Source organism: Burkholderia sp. IO2 (assembly GCF_029522185.1).
Lineage (GTDB): Bacteria > Pseudomonadota > Gammaproteobacteria > Burkholderiales > Burkholderiaceae > Burkholderia > Burkholderia cenocepacia.
Genome location: NZ_JAKWFH010000049.1, coordinates 39,631 through 57,981 on the forward strand (window position 1 = coordinate 39,631; position 18,351 = coordinate 57,981).

General features: G+C 67.8%; 21 protein-coding genes. 13 read left to right on the top strand and 8 right to left on the bottom strand.

The genetic code is table 11. The features are described from left to right. Positions 1-107 precede the first annotated feature (107 nt). Positions 108-1,073, top strand: coding sequence for an SDR family NAD(P)-dependent oxidoreductase (locus tag MMB92_RS26745; RefSeq protein WP_200062969.1), 966 nt, complete (start codon positions 108-110; stop codon positions 1,071-1,073). Positions 1,074-1,142: 69 nt separating this feature from the next. On the opposite strand, the gene MMB92_RS26750 is transcribed toward MMB92_RS26745, so the two are convergent. Continuing rightward, positions 1,143-2,447: a HipA domain-containing protein gene (locus MMB92_RS26750; protein WP_062911628.1), complete on the bottom strand. Its 1,305-nt coding sequence runs from the start codon at positions 2,445-2,447 to the stop codon at positions 1,143-1,145. After that, entirely contained in the window at positions 2,437-2,721 is a 285-nt protein-coding gene (locus MMB92_RS26755; RefSeq protein ID WP_058903630.1) for a helix-turn-helix transcriptional regulator, read from the bottom strand. The genes MMB92_RS26750 and MMB92_RS26755 overlap by 11 nt, the downstream gene beginning before the upstream one ends. Before the next feature lie 493 nt (positions 2,722-3,214). On the opposite strand from MMB92_RS26755, the gene MMB92_RS26760 reads away from it, so the two are divergent. The 4 genes from MMB92_RS26760 (at position 3,215) to MMB92_RS26775 (ending at position 4,910) form a co-directional block, all read left to right on the top strand. Then, positions 3,215-3,925 carry an MgtC/SapB family protein gene (locus MMB92_RS26760; RefSeq protein ID WP_059722975.1) on the top strand — a complete coding sequence of 237 codons (711 nt, stop codon included), beginning with the start codon at positions 3,215-3,217 and terminating at the stop codon, positions 3,923-3,925. A 72-nt stretch (positions 3,926-3,997) separates the two neighbouring features. Next, positions 3,998-4,423: a CBS domain-containing protein gene (locus MMB92_RS26765; RefSeq protein ID WP_200062967.1), complete on the top strand. Its 426-nt coding sequence runs from the start codon at positions 3,998-4,000 to the stop codon at positions 4,421-4,423. 26 nt (positions 4,424-4,449) lie between these two features. Next, complete coding sequence (locus tag MMB92_RS26770; protein ID WP_200062966.1) at positions 4,450-4,710, top strand: DUF2934 domain-containing protein; 261 nt, start codon at positions 4,450-4,452, stop codon at positions 4,708-4,710. A 35-nt stretch (positions 4,711-4,745) separates the two neighbouring features. Then, positions 4,746-4,910 carry a hypothetical protein gene (locus tag MMB92_RS26775; protein WP_006498221.1) on the top strand — a complete coding sequence of 55 codons (165 nt, stop codon included), beginning with the start codon at positions 4,746-4,748 and terminating at the stop codon, positions 4,908-4,910. 71 nt (positions 4,911-4,981) lie between these two features. Here MMB92_RS26775 and MMB92_RS26780 read toward each other — a convergent pair whose 3' ends face one another. The 3 genes from MMB92_RS26780 to MMB92_RS26790 all read right to left on the bottom strand — a co-directional run bounded on the left by MMB92_RS26780 (position 4,982) and on the right by MMB92_RS26790 (position 7,255). Then, complete coding sequence (locus MMB92_RS26780) at positions 4,982-5,503, bottom strand: SgcJ/EcaC family oxidoreductase (protein ID WP_084752598.1); 522 nt, start codon at positions 5,501-5,503, stop codon at positions 4,982-4,984. 77 nt (positions 5,504-5,580) lie between these two features. Continuing rightward, a complete protein-coding gene (locus tag MMB92_RS26785) occupies positions 5,581-6,567 on the bottom strand; it encodes a zinc-binding alcohol dehydrogenase family protein (RefSeq protein ID WP_277563042.1) in 987 nt (328 codons plus the stop codon). Positions 6,568-6,640: 73 nt separating this feature from the next. After that, positions 6,641-7,255, bottom strand: a complete 615-nt coding sequence (locus tag MMB92_RS26790; protein ID WP_006498218.1) for a nitroreductase family protein — start codon at positions 7,253-7,255, stop codon at positions 6,641-6,643. A gap of 110 nt (positions 7,256-7,365) precedes the next feature. Here MMB92_RS26790 and MMB92_RS26795 point away from each other — a divergent pair, with 110 nt between their 5' ends. The 8 genes from MMB92_RS26795 (at position 7,366) to MMB92_RS26830 (ending at position 15,331) form a co-directional block, all read left to right on the top strand. Further along, positions 7,366-8,256 carry a LysR family transcriptional regulator gene (locus MMB92_RS26795; RefSeq protein ID WP_200062959.1) on the top strand — a complete coding sequence of 297 codons (891 nt, stop codon included), beginning with the start codon at positions 7,366-7,368 and terminating at the stop codon, positions 8,254-8,256. A gap of 186 nt (positions 8,257-8,442) precedes the next feature. After that, positions 8,443-8,727 (top strand): hypothetical protein, encoded by a 285-nt coding sequence (locus tag MMB92_RS26800; protein ID WP_200062957.1) that lies wholly within the window; start codon positions 8,443-8,445, stop codon positions 8,725-8,727. Positions 8,728-8,790: 63 nt separating this feature from the next. Next, positions 8,791-9,795 carry an SDR family oxidoreductase gene (locus MMB92_RS26805; protein WP_077057010.1) on the top strand — a complete coding sequence of 335 codons (1,005 nt, stop codon included), beginning with the start codon at positions 8,791-8,793 and terminating at the stop codon, positions 9,793-9,795. A gap of 207 nt (positions 9,796-10,002) precedes the next feature. Beyond that, on the top strand, positions 10,003-10,929 hold the full coding sequence (locus tag MMB92_RS26810; RefSeq protein ID WP_080331469.1) for a TauD/TfdA family dioxygenase: 927 nt from the start codon (positions 10,003-10,005) through the stop codon (positions 10,927-10,929). 49 nt (positions 10,930-10,978) lie between these two features. Next, a complete protein-coding gene (locus tag MMB92_RS26815; protein ID WP_077057008.1) occupies positions 10,979-12,010 on the top strand; it encodes an ABC transporter substrate-binding protein in 1,032 nt (343 codons plus the stop codon). A gap of 67 nt (positions 12,011-12,077) precedes the next feature. Beyond that, positions 12,078-13,067: an ABC transporter ATP-binding protein gene (locus MMB92_RS26820; RefSeq protein WP_034204022.1), complete on the top strand. Its 990-nt coding sequence runs from the start codon at positions 12,078-12,080 to the stop codon at positions 13,065-13,067. After that, positions 13,064-13,951, top strand: a complete 888-nt coding sequence (locus tag MMB92_RS26825; RefSeq protein WP_077057007.1) for an ABC transporter permease — start codon at positions 13,064-13,066, stop codon at positions 13,949-13,951. Before MMB92_RS26820 ends, MMB92_RS26825 begins: the two co-directional genes overlap by 4 nt. 162 nt (positions 13,952-14,113) lie before the next feature. Next, entirely contained in the window at positions 14,114-15,331 is a 1,218-nt protein-coding gene (locus MMB92_RS26830; protein WP_205672791.1) for an acyl-CoA dehydrogenase family protein, read from the top strand. 54 nt (positions 15,332-15,385) lie between these two features. Here MMB92_RS26830 and MMB92_RS26835 read toward each other — a convergent pair whose 3' ends face one another. The 3 genes from MMB92_RS26835 to soxC all read right to left on the bottom strand — a co-directional run. Continuing rightward, positions 15,386-16,573: an LLM class flavin-dependent oxidoreductase gene (locus MMB92_RS26835; RefSeq protein WP_048987293.1), complete on the bottom strand. Its 1,188-nt coding sequence runs from the start codon at positions 16,571-16,573 to the stop codon at positions 15,386-15,388. A gap of 76 nt (positions 16,574-16,649) precedes the next feature. Then, positions 16,650-17,174: a cytochrome c gene (locus MMB92_RS26840; RefSeq protein ID WP_077189029.1), complete on the bottom strand. Its 525-nt coding sequence runs from the start codon at positions 17,172-17,174 to the stop codon at positions 16,650-16,652. After that, positions 17,167-18,351, bottom strand: a 1,185-nt coding sequence (gene soxC / locus MMB92_RS26845; protein ID WP_277563043.1) for a sulfite dehydrogenase, incomplete at its 5' end; no start/stop codon positions are given. The genes MMB92_RS26840 and soxC, both read right to left, overlap by 8 nt.

An 18,351-nucleotide genomic window follows, 5' to 3' on the forward strand; every position in this document is an offset into this window, starting at 1 on the left:
GGATTCTATTGCATTCACGGTCCGGATGCGCGGCCGGAGAATGGGTTCGTGCAGTGACGCGGCCGATGGGCGGCCTCGAGCTTCGCACCCCGTTCCTGGAGCCTTCGATGACGAGCAGGCAGCATCCCCTTCATTCCGGATTCGACGCCGCCTCGACGGCGAGCGACGTCCTGGCCGGCCTCGACCTGCACGGCAAGACCGCCATCGTCACGGGCGGCCATTCGGGTCTCGGCCTCGAAACCACGCGGGCGCTGGCGCAGGCCGGTGCGCACGTCGTCGTCGGCGCACGGAGCGTCGCGGCCGCGCGCGAGGCGACGCGCGACATCGACGGCGTGGAAATCGCGACGCTCGATCTCGCGGACGCCGCGAGCGTGGCCGCATTCGCCGCGCGGTTCGTCGACGCGCGGCGCGACGTGCACATCGTCATCAACAGCGCGGGCATCATGGCGTGCCCGGAGACTCGCTTGGGCGACGGAAGGGAAGCGCAGCTGGCCGTCAATCACCTCGGTCACTACGCGCTCGTCAACCGGCTGTGGCCGGCGATCGCGCACGGCGACGGCGCGCGCGTGGTCGCGGTGTCGTCGCTCGGGCACCGGCTGTCGCCGATCCGCTGGGACGATATCGATTTCGCGCGCGGGTACGACAAATGGCTGGCGTACGGGCAGTCGAAAACGGCCAACGCGTTGTTCGCGGTGCAGCTCGACGTGCTCGGCGCGCCGTTCGGTGTCCGCGCGTATTCGCTGCATCCCGGCAAGATCGCGACGCCGCTGCAGCGTCATCTGACGCGCGAGGAAATGATGGCGCAGGGCTGGATCGACGAGCACGGCGTGCCGATCGATCCGACTTTCAAGACGCCCGCGCAGGGCGCGGCAACCCAGGTATGGGCGGCGACGTCGCCGCGCCTGGTCGATCTCGGCGGTGTCTATTGCGAGGATTGCGACGTCGCGACGGTGACGCGCGGCAACGAGGAATCGGGCGTGAGGCCGCATGCGATCGATCCGGAGGACGCGGCGCGGCTGTGGGCGTGGTCCGCGGCGGCGACGGGCGTCGATGCCTTTGCGGGGCGGGGCTGACGCCCAGGTATTCGCCGGGCCGGGCGGCGCGCGGGTATCGGCGGCGGTACGACACCCGCGCGCGGCAACCTATCCGCGCGCCTGCCGCAGCGCGCGCCCCATCGCCGCGATCGGCATCGCGGCGATCGAATTCAGCAACCGCATTTCCCCGGCGTCCGGATGCGCGATGTTTCGCACTTCATCGAGCGTCTCTCCGACGTGACGATCGAGCGGCTCGAGAAAGCGCTGCAGTTCGCTGGTGGCCGCTTTCTCCCTGAGCCCTAGCGCATGACCGAATGCGACCAGCGCATTCGTGTCGATATCGGCGAACCGCGTCGCATTCCCGAGCGGCATCGTCAGCTCGCAGTGCGGCCAATGATCGCCGCGGTGGTCGGGCCGGTGCGTCGGCGTGTGATACACGACCGTGCTGACGATGTCGTAGAACGGTGCGAGCCGGTAGCCGCGCGCGTCGACGAAGAACGACAGATTCTTCAGGTGCGCGTCGGCATTGCCGACCACCACGTTGAACACGGTCCAGCGGAACACCGACAGACGCGTGAGCGCGCGCGTGCTGGTGCGGTCGATCGCGCGGGCCAGCTCCTGCGCATTCGCTCGCTGGTACTTGAAACCGCGGTCGTAGTTGAGCAACTGCATCGCGTCGATCGTATGCACGCGTGCGGCCCGTTCGGACGCGACGTCGCGGTCGAACCGGTCGATCACGTAGCAGGCGGACGGCGCGCGCAGGAAATGCACGTCGGGCACGTCGAGCCCCATCTTCTTCGCGAGCCGCATGCAGAAGAACTCGTTGATCGCCGAATGCGGATAGCGGGCCGCGCGCATGTCGGGTTTGAGCAGGTGCATCGACGGTTCGCTGCCGACCGGCTCGAACAGCGCGTAGTCGGGCGCGTCGCCGCGCAGCACCAGTAGCAGTTTCTGCTGCGCGCCGGCCGCCGACATGCGCTTGGGCGCGGTGGCTGTCAGCGCGCGCTCGGGCATCGCCTGGATCCGGTGCTCGAGCTCGTCGAGCGGCAGCGGTTGCAGGTCGCCGGGCGTTTCCTGCTCGCCGTCGGTCAGCAGCGTCAGCGCGCCGGCCGATTCGCGGCCGAAGTACGCGAGCAGGCCCCACGCGTCGGCCGCATCGACCTTCGCCTCGCGCGCGAGCGACGTGCGCATGCCTTCCTCGGGCAGCAGATTGTCGAAGAACCACTGGACCGGGCGATCGGTGGACGTGTCGGTGAACACGTCTGCGCGGAGCGGGAACGCCGGCGACAGCGGATACGCGGTGGGTGACGCAAGCCATTGCGGGTCGTACGCAAACGACCAGATCCCCTTGTCGTCGGCCAGCGTGCCCATGCGCACGCCGTTAGCGGACGCGATCAGCGTTCTAGCCGCCATGGCTGCTCCTGCGGCGTTGGGTGGCCTTCAGCGCGGTCGCTTCGGAAATCTCGATCGCCGACTCGGCGTACAGCCGCACGCCGAGCTCACTCAGCAGCAGCATGACCTTGCCGATTTGTGCGGTCGGCTTGCCGGCTTCCACCTGGCTGATGAATTTCGGCGACAGCCCGGTCGCGTTCGCGAGTTCGTCCCGGGTGAACCCCTGCTGGATTCGCGCCGCGCGAATGAAATGGGCGAGCGCGCCGATCGTGTCGACGGATTGGGACTCCGACATGACATTCTCCGTGCTTCGTATCTGAACGGGAACAGTATTGCATAACTCGCCGGCTTGGACCGTGATTCGTATTCGTACGGGAACGAATGGATTGTTCCGATAAGCGGCGGCGTGATTTCGTTCCCGATTGGGAGCGGACGGTGAGAAAAGGAGGGTGGAGGCGAGATTCGTATCTGACCGGATACGGAGAAAGACGGCGTCGGCGCCTGCGTGCGCGCGTCCGACGGGCACGCCGGACAGGGCGCCGATGGATGCCCGCAGCGGCAATCCGTCCGCCGCCGTTCCGCGCCTCGAGCAGCGGCAGGCGAACCCGCGCACAGCTCCGGCACCTTCGCCGCTGACGCACAGTGTGCGCAGAACGCTCCTTTCTACAATCCCATCCGATTTGCTACACCCGCCGCCTACCCGGAAAGCAGGCCCGAGCCTTGCGACCGGCAAGCGTCGTCGGCGGCGTTCGCGCCCCGACACATGACGATTTGCACGGGAGGCGCGCATGGAACCGATGCCGGTCGCACTGCAGTGGCACGACGTTCTCGTCAGGATCGGGCTGGCGCTCGTCGCGGGTGGCCTGATCGGCTTCGATCGCAGCGAATCCGGCAAGACGGCCGGACTGCGCACGACGATCCTCGTCTGTCTCGCCGCGTGCCTGTCGATGCTGCAGGTCAATGCGCTGCTGCTGCAGGCGGGCAAGCCGGAGGGCGCGTTCTCGGTGCTCGACCTGATGCGGCTGCCGCTCGGCATCCTGACCGGGATGGGCTTCATCGGCGGCGGCGCGATCCTTCATCGCGACGGCCTGGTGTCCGGCGTCACCACGGCCGCGACGCTGTGGTTCGTGACGGTCATCGGGCTGTGCATCGGCGGCGGCCAGTTGTCGCTCGGCGCGCTCGGGCTGGTGCTCGCGCTGCTGGTCGTCTGGCCGCTGCGGTTCGTCGAGCGGCGCTTGCGGGGCGTCCGGACCGCGCTGGTGACGGTCGAATATCCGCTCGGCTCGGCTGCACGCGAACAACTGGCCACGAAGCTGCGCGATACGGGTTTCACGTGCCGGACGAAAAGCTTCTGCGAAACGACCGCGCGCGCGGTGCGCCAGGAAGAACTGTTCGTGCAGTGGCGCGAAGCGGCCGGCGCCGACGTGATGCTGAAGCAACTGATGCGGATCGTCGAGTCGGCTGGCCTGACGTCGGTGCGCTGCTCGACGGAGAACTGACGCGCGCGGCGGCCGGAACGCGCGATGCTGCGTTCCGCAGGCCGCCGTGGGCGGCTTATCAAGGAGCGAAACATGACATGTGTATCGGAAGTGATGACGCGCGACGCCGCGACCATCGGCCCGACGCAGAGCCTGCGCGATGCGGCCAAGCTGATGAGCGACCTGAACGTCGGCGCGCTGCCCGTGTGCGACGGCACGCGGCTGATCGGCATGCTGACGGACCGCGACATCGTCGTGCGCGCGGTGTCGATGGGCGTGCCGCCGAACGAATCGATCGAGGGCGTCGTCAGCGGGCCCGCGAACTGGTGCTACGAGGACGACGACATCTCGGCGGTGCAAAAGAAGATGGAAGACGCGCAGATTCGTCGCGTGCCGGTGGTCGACCGGCAGAGGCGGCTGGTCGGCATCGTCGCGCTGGGTGATCTGGCGACGGCCGCCGACGGCGCGATGTCGTCGACGCTCGGCGCGGTATCGGCGCCGTCGCGCCCGGATCGGTGATCGCCATGGCAGACACGGAGAACGACATGGACGAAGACAGGGAAACGCAGATTCGCGAGCGGGCGTACCAGCTGTGGCAGGCGGACGGCGCGCCCGACGGCAGGGCCGACGAATACTGGCAGGGGGCCGAGCAGCAACTCGATGCCGAGGGCAGTAGCGCGGACGGGCAGCCGGCGGATTTGCCGGCCGATCAGTCCGCGAAGCGTCGTATTCCGGGCGAGCCGCTGCAGGACGTCGATGCGGTGCCAACCGGCGAGGTCGCGCACGAAAAGCGGCGTACGCAGTGAAGCGCGGGTAAGGGCGAGCGGAAAGGAGGACGAAGATGACGGCGCATGCAGGCGAAAAGGCGGAAAAGACCGGTGACTTTCGATGCGAGAAATGCCATCGCTCGACGCACGTGCAGGCGGGGCACCCGATTCCGAAGTGCCCGCATTGCGGCAACGGTACGTACGGCGAGCGTACGCGTGAACCGGGCACCAAGCATTAGCGGCACGCGACTGGCGTACCCAGGCAGGCGCGCACGGGTTACTTGATGCTGGGTGCGCCGTCTGGAGACAGTTACCGGCTGATTCCCTCTGCCGGGAATGAGCCGGGCTCCGGCGGATTGGTCGTCGAGAAGATGTAACGGGCGAATCGCCATGCGCCGTCCTTCGAACGATGGAAGAGGAAGATTTCCTGGTTACCCTCGGCACTTTGCTTGTCAGTGGCCAGCACAGTTTGCGTGCCGCTGGAATGGGTTCTGGCAAACGCCCAGTCGCTCGAAAGCCGCTTGATTTCGTCGATCCTGAACGTGACGTTCAGCTTGATCGACCTGAAGATGGCGTCATAGGCGTTCCGGACGTTGTCCTGGCCGATCGCCGCCGGAAAGCTCTGCGGCATGAAGATCGCATCGTCGGCATACAGCTTCATCACCTCGTCGGTATTCGACGTATTCAGCGCCTTCTCGTATCGATTGAGCTGACTGGTAATCGCTTCGGTTGTCGCGCGATTGCTTCCGGGTTGCGCCGCCGATGCGGCGACCGGCACGAGGGCAAGCGCCAGGACCGCGGAAACGACCGATGTGTTCAGTTTCTTGTACATGGAACCTCTGGATGGAATGATGCGTAGCGAGGCCAGACGGCGACGGATTGCAAGATGCGATCGCCCCGTCCAGCCCATCACACGCGTACGACAAGTTTCCCGAGCGCGCGATTGCTTTCGATCAGCTCGTGGGCCTTCCGGACCTCGTCGAACGCGAAGGTTCGTTCGAGCGACGAAGGCAGGCGCTTGCCAGCGATGTCGTCCGCAATCATCCGCAGCGGCGCGTTGTCGAGCGGCAGCGCCGGCGTGCCGAACAGCTGGCTCGGGAAAAAACTCAACCGCACCGCGGGCGGCAGGTCCGCCATCAGGTTGAACTGCTCGAGCACGGGCGACCCACCGAGCAGCCCGATGACCGTGACGGCGCCGAACGGGTGTAGCGTCTTCGCAGTGTCGCGCAGAGTCGATGCTCCGACGATTTCGAGCGCCGCGTCGATACCCTCGGGGTAAAGGCGCTGCACATCGTCGGCAATCGTGCCGGAATCGACGACGACCTTGTCAGCGCCAGCCCGGACCAGACGCTCTTCATTCTTCGCCGAGCGCGTCGTCGCCACCACGTGAAGACCGGCCGCCTTCGCATAAGTCACGGCGGCGAGGCCGACGGTCGACGTCGCGCCGCGTACCAGCAGCGTCTGGCCCGCCTCGATGCCGAGGCTGCGGTGCAGCGCGCCCCAGATCGTCAGGTAGGCCTGCGGCAGCGCTGCGAGCTCTTCCCACGACAACGTGGTGCCGTCCAGATCGATCACGTTGTTACGCAACACGGTCACTTCTTCGGCATAGCTGCCATGCCGCGTGAACTGCAAGCCGCCCATTGCAGTTGCCACGCGCTGACCGACCCGGAACGTGCCGGACGCGTCTTCGACGATCTCACCGACTGCCTCGATGCCCGGCACCCGCGGCCCGTCGATCGGGCCCATCTTGCCGGCGCGCAGGTACGTTTCGGCGCGGTTGAGACCAAACGCGCATACACGGATGCGGACTTCGTCTGCAGTCGGCGCGATCGACGGAATGTCGCGAATTTGCAGCACGTCGGGGCCGCCGGCCCGTTCAATTACGTAAGCTTTCATGATGTCTTCTCGGTTCAGGATGGCGTAGCGGGCCAGTCGACGCGTGGGGAAACGGCGCCGACCGGCGTCATTGCTAAGCGAACGTCAGCACGTCGGACGTGGACTTGCGGGGCTTCTGCGGCCAGTTGCCGGGGGCTGCGTAGCCCACGGTCACGAGCATCACCGGCACGTCGGTCGATTTCAGGCCGAACGCGGCGGCAACAGCCGCCGGATCGAAACCGATCATCGGCCCCGATGCGAGCCCGCGATCCTCCGCGGCGATCATCAGCGTCATCGCGGCAAGCGATGCCGAGCGCACAGCCTCGTCGCGCTGGAACGCGGGGTTGTCGCCATACATGCTGTTGGCGGCGCCGACCCAGCCCTCGTAGATGCCCTGATCGAGAATGCCGCGTTCGACGGACGGCTTCAGCGCGGCGGGCAGCGTGAGCTGGGGCTCGAGCGTGCCGCACACGATGAAGGTCACTGCCGCATCGACTACCTTCTGCTGGCCGTAAGCGAGCGGCAGCAGCTTTGCCTTGCCAGCTGCACTGCGTACGGCGACAAACTTCCAGTTCTGGAGGTTGAAAGCGGACGGCGCAGTCGTTGCGAGTTGGATCAGTTCGTCGATCTGCTGGTCGGTCAACGAGCGGGCGGAGTCGTACTTGTTGGTGGAAATCCTTGATTTCAAAAGCGTTTCAATGTCGGGCATCGCGATCTCCTTTGATCGGGTGAGGGGAACACGGGCCTACTATGCGGGTTCAGCTGTCTGTTCGGAACCACCAAAACCGATACACTTCCTGTCAAATTTGAGAGGATGATATGGACCTGAATGCCGTCGAGATGTTTGTGACCGTGGTGCAAGCCGGCAGCCTGTCCGCCGCCGCGTCACGCACCGGCGTGCCGTTGCCGACCTTGAGCCGCCGGATGCGGGAGCTCGAGAAGCAGCTGAATGTCCAGTTGCTCGAACGGTCGGTCCGCGGCACCAAATTGACGGATGCCGGTGTCAGGCTCTATGAACACGCAAGCCGAGGCATCGAAGCGCTGGCGGAAGCGAAGGAGGCGGTGATCAGGGCGCAGCATCAGCTCAAGGGCTTCCTGCGCATCTCGTTGCCGCCGACGTTCGATATCTGGTGGGATTTGCTGGCAGCGTTCCAGATGCGCTTTCCGGGCATCAGGCTGTTCGTCTACACGACGGAGCGGCGCGTCGACCTGATCGTCGACGGCATCGACGTGGCATTACGGGTCGGTACGATCGAGCACGAGTCGATGGTGGCGCGGAAAATCCTGCGCTACCGGCATCGGCTGGTTGCCAGTCCCGCTCTGATCGAGCAGTACGGTAACCCGTCAACGCCGGAGGACCTGCATGTGCTCCCATGCGCGACGTGGGGCCTGGCAGCTTACATGCAGCCGGTCTGGCACCTGGGTGACACGCCATTCCATCCGCGTCCGCTGTTCTCCACGAACGATTACGCACACCTTCGCCGCCGTGCGGTCGCCGGACACGTCGCGACCGAGTTGCCGCCGTTTCTCGTCGATGAGGATCTTCGTGCGCAGCGGCTCGTCGCGTTGCTCGACGCGTATCCGTTACCGGAGCAGGAGCTCAATCTGCTATATCCGTCTCACCGGCATCCTTCATCGGTCGTGCGAGCCTACCTCGAATTTTGTCAGGAATACTGGAAGGATCCCGTACGCGCCGATTTGTACCGCTAGCCGGGGATCGTTGCCGTTGCTGCGCCGGATGACGCGTCGCTTGTAATTTCTTCAGCGGATTGATTCGCAGCCGGCGCGATGGGGCCGCCCGATGACGGCATGCCGCTTGCTGGAAGCGCTGCAGGTCGCCGCACCGCCCGCTGCGGCGCGGCGCAACGCAATCCGCATCCGGACAGGGAGAAATTCATGACGCAGGACATTCAACGGCGGAACACCGCGTCGCCCGACGCGGCGCGTGAGGCGGCCGACGTGCCGCAGCGGCGCAACCCGACCCCCGGCGGCGGCGAATCGACCGCGCGCCCCGGCCACGCGCCGGGCGGCGGCGAACTCGACACGATTCCGGACGATCAGGCACGCAAGGTCGTGCCGGACGACCCGCGCCAGACCGAGGTGCGCGATCCGGCCGGCCAGCCGTGGCCGGACGAGCACGACGCGCCGGACGATTCTGGAAATCGGCCGCGGCCGCTGTAGCGCGCGCGTCGGCCGAATGGTCGCGTCCGGTTCCACACCGCCAACCACGCACCGGAGTCCATCATGTCATCAGATGAAGTTTCCGAATCCCGTCGCAAATGGGTGCAGGGCACGACGGCCGGACTGGTCGCCAGCGTCGCCCTGCCGACGATCGCGCAGACGGGCGGCCCGGCCGACGCCGGCGACCCTGCGCCGCGCGATCCGCGCACGCTTTATCCGCATGCGCCGTTTCCGCAGCAGCACCAGCCGTGGCCGGGCCTCGCGGGCCGGATGACGCCGCGCCCCGATCACGGCGAGCACAGCTATCGCGGCAGCGGCCGGCTCGACGGCCGCAAGGCGCTGATCACCGGTGGCGACTCGGGCATCGGCCGCGCGGTCGCGATCGCCTGTGCACGGGAAGGCGCGGACGTCGCGATCGTCTATCTGCCCGACGAGGAGCCCGACGCGCGCGAAGTCGTGGATCTGATCCGCAGCGCGGGGCGCAAGGCCGTGCCGCTGCCGGTCGACATCCGCAGCGAAGGCGCGTGCAACGGGCTCGTCGAGCGGGCGGTCGCCGCGCTCGGCGGGCTCGACATCCTCGTGAACAACGCGGCCCGCCAGCAGAGCCACGAATCGATCCTCGACATCAGCACCGAGCAGTTCGACTGGACGCTGCGCACCAATCTTTATGCGATGTTCTGGATCACGCGGGCCGCCATTCCGCACATGCCGGCCGGTTCGGCGATCGTCAACACGACGTCGGTCAATGCGTACGATCCGTCCGCGAACCTGCTGGACTACGCGTTGACGAAAGCGGCGATCGCGAATTTCACGAAGGGGCTCGCGAAGCAGATGATCGAGCGCGGCATCCGCGTCAACGGCGTTGCGCCGGGGCCATTCTGGACGCCGCTGCAGGTCAGCGGCGGACAGACGACGCACAACGTCGAGAAATTCGGCGAGCAGGTACCGATGGGGCGGCCGGGACAACCGGCCGAGATCGCATCGATCTATGTCGAACTGCTTTCGTCGCGCGCGAGCTACGTGACCGGGCAGATCTATGGTGCGTCGGGCGGTGCAGGGCAGCCATAGTCGGCTCGCCGTGCGTGGGCCGACGCGGCTGAACGCGATCGGAACCTTTGTTCATCGGGCCGCCTGGACGATTCCGCCCCGATCGGCGCCGTATGCGCGAGCAGCGATCTTTATCACCGCAGCAGATAAACGTATCCGAATCGCTTCGTTGACGCACGCCGGCACGCACTCGTAGATTCGCGTTTTGACCGAATCAGGGGCCGTGCCGTGACGACTACCGCCATCCGCGACGCCGCAACGCTTTCCGCCGGGCATCCCGCCTTGCGGCCGGACGGCGCGGCGCAGCATTTCGACATCGTGCCGTTCGACGCGCCGCTCGGCGCCGAGGTGATCGGCCTCGACCTGTCGCAACCGCTCGATGCCGACGATTTCGCGCGCATCCATCGTGCGCATCTCGATCACCACGTGCTGGTGTTTCGCGACCAGCGCATCACGCCGGACGAGCACATCGCATTCAGCCGCCGCTTCGGCCCGCTGCAGATTCACGTGCTGCACCAGTTCGCGCTGGCCGGTCACCCGGAAGTGCTGATCGTGTCGAACATCGTCGAGAACGGCAAACCGGTCGGGCTCGGCGATGCCGGCCATTTCTGGCACTCCGACCTGTCGTACAAGGAAAAACCGAGCCTCGGCTCGCTGTTGCACGCGCAGGAGCTGCCGGCCGAAGGCGGCGACACGTTGTTCGCGAACATGCATCTCGCGTGGGACACGCTGCCGGCCCACCTGCGCCGCGCGGTCGAAGGGCGGCGCGCCGAGCATACGTATCTCGCGCGCTATGCGGAACTGCAGGCGCGCAGCCCGTGGCGGCCCAACCTGTCGCCCGAGCAGATCGCGCAGGTCGCCGCGGTCGTGCATCCGGTCGTGCGCACGCATCCGGAAACCGGCCGCAAGGCGCTGTTCGTCAGCGAGCATTTCACGACGCGCATCGTCGGGCTGCCGGAAGACGAAAGCCGCGCGCTGCTCGACGAACTGTTCGCGCACAGCGTGCGCGCCGAGCACCTGTATCGGCACGCATGGCGCGACCACGATCTGGTGTTCTGGGACAACCGTTCGCTGATGCATCTCGCCGCCGGCACGCCCGACCACCTGCGCCGCAAGCTGTACCGCACGACGATCGAAGGCGACGCGCCTTTCTGAACCGCACGCCCCCGTCATTCATTTCCGCCCCTTCCTGACCGGAGTTCCGATGTCGTTCTCGTTCTTGCCGGCGCGTCGCGCGCTGGCGGCCACGCTCACCGCCGCGCTCGCCTTCGCGGGCGCGGTCATCCCGCAAGCCGCGCACGCGGAGGGCCGCATCCGCATCGCCGAGCAGTTCGGCGTCGTCTACCTGATGCTGAACGTCGCGCGCGACCAGCAACTGATCGAGAAGGAAGGGCGCAAGGCCGGCCTCGACATCAAGGTCGACTGGGTGCGGCTGTCGGGCGGCGCGGCCGTGAACGACGCGCTGCTGTCCGGCGCGGTCGACGTCGCGGGCGCGGGCGTCGGACCGCTGTTGACCGTGTGGGACCGCACGCGCGGCCGGCAGAACGTGAAGGGCGTCGTGTCGCTCGGCAATTTTCCGTACTACCTCGTCAGCAGCAACCCGAACGTGAAGACGATCGCCGACCTGAGCGCGAAGGACCGCATCGCGGTGCCGGCGGTCGGCGTGTCGGTGCAGTCGCGCGTGCTGCAGTACGCCGCGGCGAAGCAGTGGGGCGACAAGCAGTTCGACAAGCTCGACGCGTTCACGCAGGCGATTCCGCACCCCGATGCGACGGCCGCGATTCTCGCGAACAGCAACGTGATCACCGGCCACTTCGGCAATCCGCCGTTCCAGGAGCAGGAACTTGCCGGCAACCCGAACGCGCACATCGTGCTGAATTCGTATGACGTGCTCGGCGGCCCGAGCTCCGCGACGGTGCTGTACGCGACCGAGAAATTCCGCGACGACAACCCGAAGACCTACCGCGCGTTCGTCGCCGCGCTGGCCGACGCCGCACGGCAGATCGCGGCCGACCCGGAGCGCGCGGCCGATACCTATATTCGCGTGAACGGGTCGAAGATCGATCGCGCGCTGCTGCTGAAGATCCTGCGCAATCCGCAGGTGCAGTTCAAGACCGCGCCGCAGAACACGCTGCCGCTCGCGCAGTTCATGCATCGCACCGGTGCGATCCGCAACGAACCGAAGTCGTGGCGCGACTACTTCTTCGACGATCCCGCGACGGCCGGCGGTAGTTGAGCGGCGTCGACGCTGCGACGCCGCGATCGACGCTTATGCGGCGGCGCGGTTTCGATATGCGCAATCGATGGTTGGTCCGCACGACGCCTGGCCGTATGTTGATGCTTTTCCCGCAAGAGATTCGATCGTGAACGCCACTTCTCCCCGAACCTGGTTTCCGCCGTATACGGCACGCAGCGGCGCGTCGCCGGCCGCGTCCGCCGCATCCGATGCAGGTGCCGCCGGGCGGCCGGCGGTGCATGCCGCGCAGGCCGGCGCGCACAGCGAACGCCTGCTCGCCATCGACGAGGTCAGCCTCGAATACCGCAGCGGCGCGCGGATCGTGCGCGCGACGCATCAGGTGAGCTTCGACGTGTACGGCAGCGACCGCTTCGTGCTGCTCGGCCCGTCGGGGTGCGGGAAGTCGACGTTGCTGAAGGCGATCGCCGGCTTCATCGAGCCCGTCTCGGGTTCGATCGCGCTCGACGGCCGGCCCGTGCGCGGGCCGGGGCCCGACCGCGTCGTCGTGTTCCAGGAGTTCGACCAGTTGCCGCCGTGGAAGACGGTCGTCGAGAACGTCGCGTTTCCGTTGCGCGCCGCCGCGAAGCTGTCGCGCGCCGAAGCCCGCGAGCGCGCGCTGCACTATCTCGACAAGGTCGGCCTGAGCGCGTTTGCCGATGCCTATCCGCATACGCTGTCGGGCGGCATGAAGCAGCGCGTCGCGATTGCACGGGCACTGGCGATGCAGCCGCGCGTGCTGCTGATGGACGAGCCGTTCGCCGCGCTCGACGCGCTCACGCGCCGCAAGATGCAGGAGGAACTGCTGCGGCTGTGGGACGAATTCCGCTTCACGCTGCTGTTCGTCACGCACTCGATCGAGGAGGCGCTCGTGGTCGGCAACCGGATTCTGCTGCTGTCGCCGCATCCGGGCCGCGTGCGGGCGGAACTCAACAGTCACGAGCATTCGCTCGACAACGTCGACACCGGCGACTTCCGCGACCACGTCGCGCGGATCCACCGCCTGCTGTTCGACACCGATGCACCGCACGTACCGACGACGGAGGACGCCGCATCATGAGTACGATCGATCCGGTCGTGCCGCCGCTGCCGCCCGTGCGCGCCGAATACACGCGTCCGCTCGACCCGCTGCCCGACGCCGAACGCGCGGCGCCGGCGCCGCTGTCGCGCCGCATCGCCGGTGCCACGTGGTTTCGCCGCGGCGTCATCGCGCTCGTGCTGATCGCCGTGTGGGAGATCGTCGCGCGCATCGTCGCGAACGATCTGCTCGTCCCGACCTTCGGCGCGACGCTGGCCGCGTTCGTGCAGGGCATCGAGTCGGGTGAACTGCTGGTCAAGACCGGCATCTCGATGTCGGTGCTGCTGCGCGGCTATGCGCTGGGCGTGCTGCTGGCGTTCGCGCTGACGTCGCTGGCGGTATCCACGCGCATCGGCCGCGATCTGCTGACGATGCTCACGTCGATGTTCAATCCGTTGCCGTCGATCGCGTTGCTGCCGATCGCGCTGCTGTGGTTCGGGCTCGGCACCGGCAGCCTGCTGTTCGTGCTCGTGCATGCGGTGCTGTGGCCGCTCGCGCTCAGCATCTATACCGGTTTCGTCGGCGTGCCCGCCACGCTGAAAATGGCCGGGCGCAACTATGGGCTCACGGGCCTGCGCCAGATCGCGCTGATCCTCGTGCCGGCCGCGCTGCCGTCGATCCTGTCGGGCCTGCGCGTCGGCTGGGCCTTCGCGTGGCGCACGCTGATCGCGGCCGAGCTCGTGTTCGGCGCGAGCGCGGGGCAGGGCGGCCTCGGCTGGTACATCTTCCAGAACCGCAACGAGCTGTACACGGACCGCGTGTTCGCGGGCCTCGCGGCCGTCATCGTGATCGGGCTGCTGGTCGAGAACCTCGTGTTCGATACGCTCGAACGCGCGACCGTGCGGCGCTGGGGGATTCAGCACTGACGCGCCCGTCCGCGATCAATCCCGGCGCGGGCATAACGTAAGCTGAAATCGGCTTTTCACGCGCGCCGGGTGCGTCCCTATACTCAGCGGACGGCGTGTAATGTACGCCCCGTCGCGCGCTGCCGCGGCATTCCCCGATCTGCCCGAACAAGGACCTGCCGAATGACTGCCCGTGATGCCGTCGATCCGCGCGACGCATTGCGCGACGCGCTTGCCGCGCTGCCCGATCTCGCGACTGCGATCGGGCGGGATGCCGCCCAGCGCGAGGCGCGTCGCGAACTGCCGTTCGACGGCTTCGCGCTCTTCCGGCGCTCGGCGCTGGGTGCGCTGCGGATTCCGGTCGCGCGCGGCGGCCTGGGCGGCACGCTGGTCGACCTGTTCGATGCGATCGCGACGCTGGCGGCCGCCGATTCGAATCTCGCGCATGCGCTGCGCATCCACTACGACCAGACCGAGACGCTGCGGCTGTCGCCGCGTACGGCGTTCAACGACGTGCAGCTCGAGCGTGTGCTGGCCGGCGCGATCTTCGGCGGCGCGTCGACCGAACGCGGCACGTCGCGCCCGGGCGAGAACACGACCGTGCTGCGCCGCGACGGCGATCACCATCGCGTGACGGGTCGCAAATACTATTCGACGGGCACCGCGTTTGCCGATTTCGCGCGCATCAACGTAGAGAACGAGCAGGGCGACGCGCTCGCCGTGATCGTTCCGGTGGCGCGCGACGGCCTGCAGGTGCTCGACGACTGGGACGGCATGGGCCAGCGCATGACCGCGAGCGGCAGCCTGGTGCTGAACGACGTGCAGGTGTTCGCGGACGAAGTCGCCCCACGCGACGGGTCGACGCTCGTCGGCCGGCATTGCGGCGCGCTGCGGCAGTTGCATCTGGTCGCGACCGGCGCGGGCATCGTGCGCAACGTGGTGGCCGATGCACGCCGCTACGTGCTCGCGCATGGTCGTCCCGCGCTGCACAGCCCGGCGGCGACCGCGCGCGACGATCACTTCATCCAGCAGATCGTCGGCGAGCTGTCCGCGCACAGCCATGCGATCGACGCGCTCGTGCGAGAAAACGCGCGTGCGCTCGACCGCTCCGCCGATGCGATCGAGGCGGGCGCCGCCGATGCGGATACGCTCGTGCTCGACAGCGCCCTCGCGACCGCACGCACGCAACTGATCGTCAGCAAGCTCGCGCTGCATGCGGCCGAGCGGCTGTTCGAAGTGGGCGGCGCGTCGGCAACGGCGCGCGAGCACAACTTCGATCGCCACTGGCGCAACCTGCGCACGATCTTCAGCCACAACCCGTTGCTGCACAAGGCGCGCGTGGTAGGCGATTACGTGTTGAACGGCGTGACGACGCACCTGACCGAAGGGCGCGTGTTCTGACGACGGCCGCGGGCGGTTGCTGCTACGCCGTCGCGCCGCGTTGCAGCGCCGACTTCAACGCCGCAAGCCGGCTTCGCGCAGCAGCGGCAGCACGCGCTCGCCGAAGAAGTCGAGATCGGGCTTGAAGTCGTAGAAACTCAACTGGATGCCGTCGATGCCCGCGCGGTGCAGCCGCACGATGGTGTCGGCGACTTCCTCAGGCGAGCCGGTGATCGAGATGTTGCCGCCGATCGCGCGCGCGGCGGCCTGCGCACGCTGCTCGAACCCGCCGCGCCACGCGTGCGCGTCGCTGTCGAAGCGGTGGAAGCTGCCTTCGTCCGCATGCGCGACGATCGCGTCGCGGTACGCGCGTGCTTCGGCCGCCGTCTCGCGGCAGATCACGAGCGGATTGAGCAGCGTTCGGATCGTGCGACCGCGCGCGGCGGCGGCCGCCTTCACGCGGGCGGTATGGGCGGGCAGCGCGTCGATCGCGCGTTCGGCGTCGGGGCCGGCCGGGCTCGTGACGAACACGATGTCCGAATAGCGTGCGGCGAACGCGATACCGGCGTCGGAACCCGTCGCGTTGATCAGCAGCGGGCGGCCGTAGCGCGGCTTCGGCGTCACGAATGCGCCGCCGAGCCGCCAGCTCGACAGTTCGGGCGTATAGCTGAAATTGTCCGGTTGCGCCCACAACTGCTGGACCGCGTCGAGGAATTCCGCGGCCATCTCGTAGCGCCGGTCGTGTTCGATCCGGTTCCAGCCGAACATCTCGTGTTCGATCGCGCGGTGGCCGGTCACCACGTTGATGCCCCAGCGTCCGCGCGAAATGTGGTCGAGCGTCGCGGTGAATTTCGCGAAATGCAGCGGATGCCACGGCCCGTAGAGCACGTGGCTCGTCGCGACGAGGATGATCCGCTCGGTGCGCGCCGTCAGCGCGGCCAGCGTCATGAACGAGTCGAGCGCGTGGCCGTCGAACACGCCGCCGTAGCCGCCTTTGGGCAGCCATTGCGACAGCGCGAACACGAGATCGAAACCGAGCGCCTCGGCGCGCGCGACCAGCTCGGCGTTGTAGTCGAACGTCCAGTCGGTCGAGCGCGGCAGCGTCGACGCGCTCCATCCGCCAGCCTGGATCGGCAGGAACAGCCCGAGCATCAGCGGCTGCGAGAGGGTGCGCGACACGGGGCTGTCGGGGAAGTCCGCCGGCGAACGAACGTCGACGAACGGCGACGATGCGAGCGGGGCGGCGACGGAGGGATCGCTCATCACGGGGTCCTTGCTGAAAAGCGCGACGCGACTCGCGCGGGTGGGCTGCTCGATGGGGCAAGCGAAGCGGGACACGTCATAGCTTGCCCGGCCTCGGATCGGGCACGAAGCCGTCACGGTTCGGCATCTGCACGCGCGGCAGCGTGCGCGCGTCGAGCCGGGCTTCGCCAGGCACGATGCCGTTCAGGTGCAGGACGTACGCGGTGACCGCATAGACGTCGTCCGCGCTCAGCGATTGCGGCGCGTTGTACGGCATCGCCCGGCGAATGTAGTCGAACAGCGTCGTCGCGTAGGGCCAGTAGCTGCCGACCGTCTTCTTGGGCTTCGCGCTCGCGAGCGAGCCGGCGCCGCCGACGAGCGGATCGCCGACGCCGCCTTCGCCGCCGGCGCCGTGACACATCGCGCATTTGTCCGCGAACACGTGGCCGCCGCGTGCGACCGTGCCTGCGCCGGGCGGCAGGCCGCCGCCGTCCGGCGCGACGTCGATGTCCCACGCGGCGAGCGCTGCGCGGTCGATCGGCTGTCCGAGGCCGAAGCCGGCGCCGAACGCGCCCGATGTCATCGCGCCGGTCGCAAGCAGGCAAGCAAGCAGCTTACGCATTGCGCACCTCGCCGTCTGCGCCGATGCGCCAGTTCTGGATGCCGTTGTAGTGGTACTGCGAGTTCAGCCCGCGCGCGGCGACGAGCGCGTCGCGGGTCGGCTGCACGTAGCCGGTGTCGTCGGTCGCGCGGCTTTGCAGGTCGGCCGGCTCGCCGCGCCATACCCAGTCGGCCTCGAAGCGCGTCAACGCACGGTCGCGGACGTCGCCGGCGAGCCGTGCGGGGCGCCAGGTGCGACCGCCGTCGGTCGACACGTCGACGGCACGAATCCGGCCGCGGCCCGACCACGCGTAGCCGCTGATCGGGTAATAGCCGTGCGCGGCGAGCCGATGGCCGGCCGACGGCCGCGTGATGACCGACTTCGCATCCATCTCGAACACGAACTGGCGCGCACAGCCATCCGGCAGCAGATTCGTGTATTTCGACGTTTCCTCGCGCGTCATCTCCGGCGCACGCACCAGTTTCAGCCGTCGCAGCCACTTGATGTTCGTGTTGCCTTCGAATCCCGGCACGATCAGCCGCACCGGGTAGCCGTTCTCCGGACGCAGCCGTTCGCCGTTCTGCGCATAGACGACCAGCGCGCGCTCGAGGATCCGGTCGAGCGGCAGGCTGCGCGTCATCGCCGCGCCGTCCGCGCCTTCGGCGAGCAGCCAGCGTGCGGCGGGATCGATGCCCGTTTCGTCGAGCAGCGTCGACAGCCGGACGCCGGTCCATTCGCAGCACGACAGCAACCCGTGCGTGAATTGAACCGGCAGCCCGCTCGGGCCGTTCCATTCGCTGCCCGTGTTGCCCGAGCATTCGAGGAAGTGGATTCGCGATTCGGACGGGAAGCGCAGCAGGTCGTCGACCGTGAAGACGCGTGGCTCGCGCACGAGGCCGTGCACGACGACGCGATGGCGTTGCGCATCGATGTCCGGCACGCCCGCGTGATGACGCTCGTAGACGAGCCCGTTCGGCGTGATGTCGCCGAACAGGTCGGCGAGCGGCGTCATCGACGAGCCGGAACCGGGCAGCGCCGGCGTGCGGGCGCTGCGGCGAATCACGTCGCGTTCGTGCGGCCCCGGCACGCCGTACGGCGGCGACAGCAGCGGCGCACCGGGCGCGCGCGTCCACGGCGGCACATCGAGCGGCGGGCTCGCGAGCGCGCCGCCGGCCGGCAGCAGCGTCGCCGCCCAGCC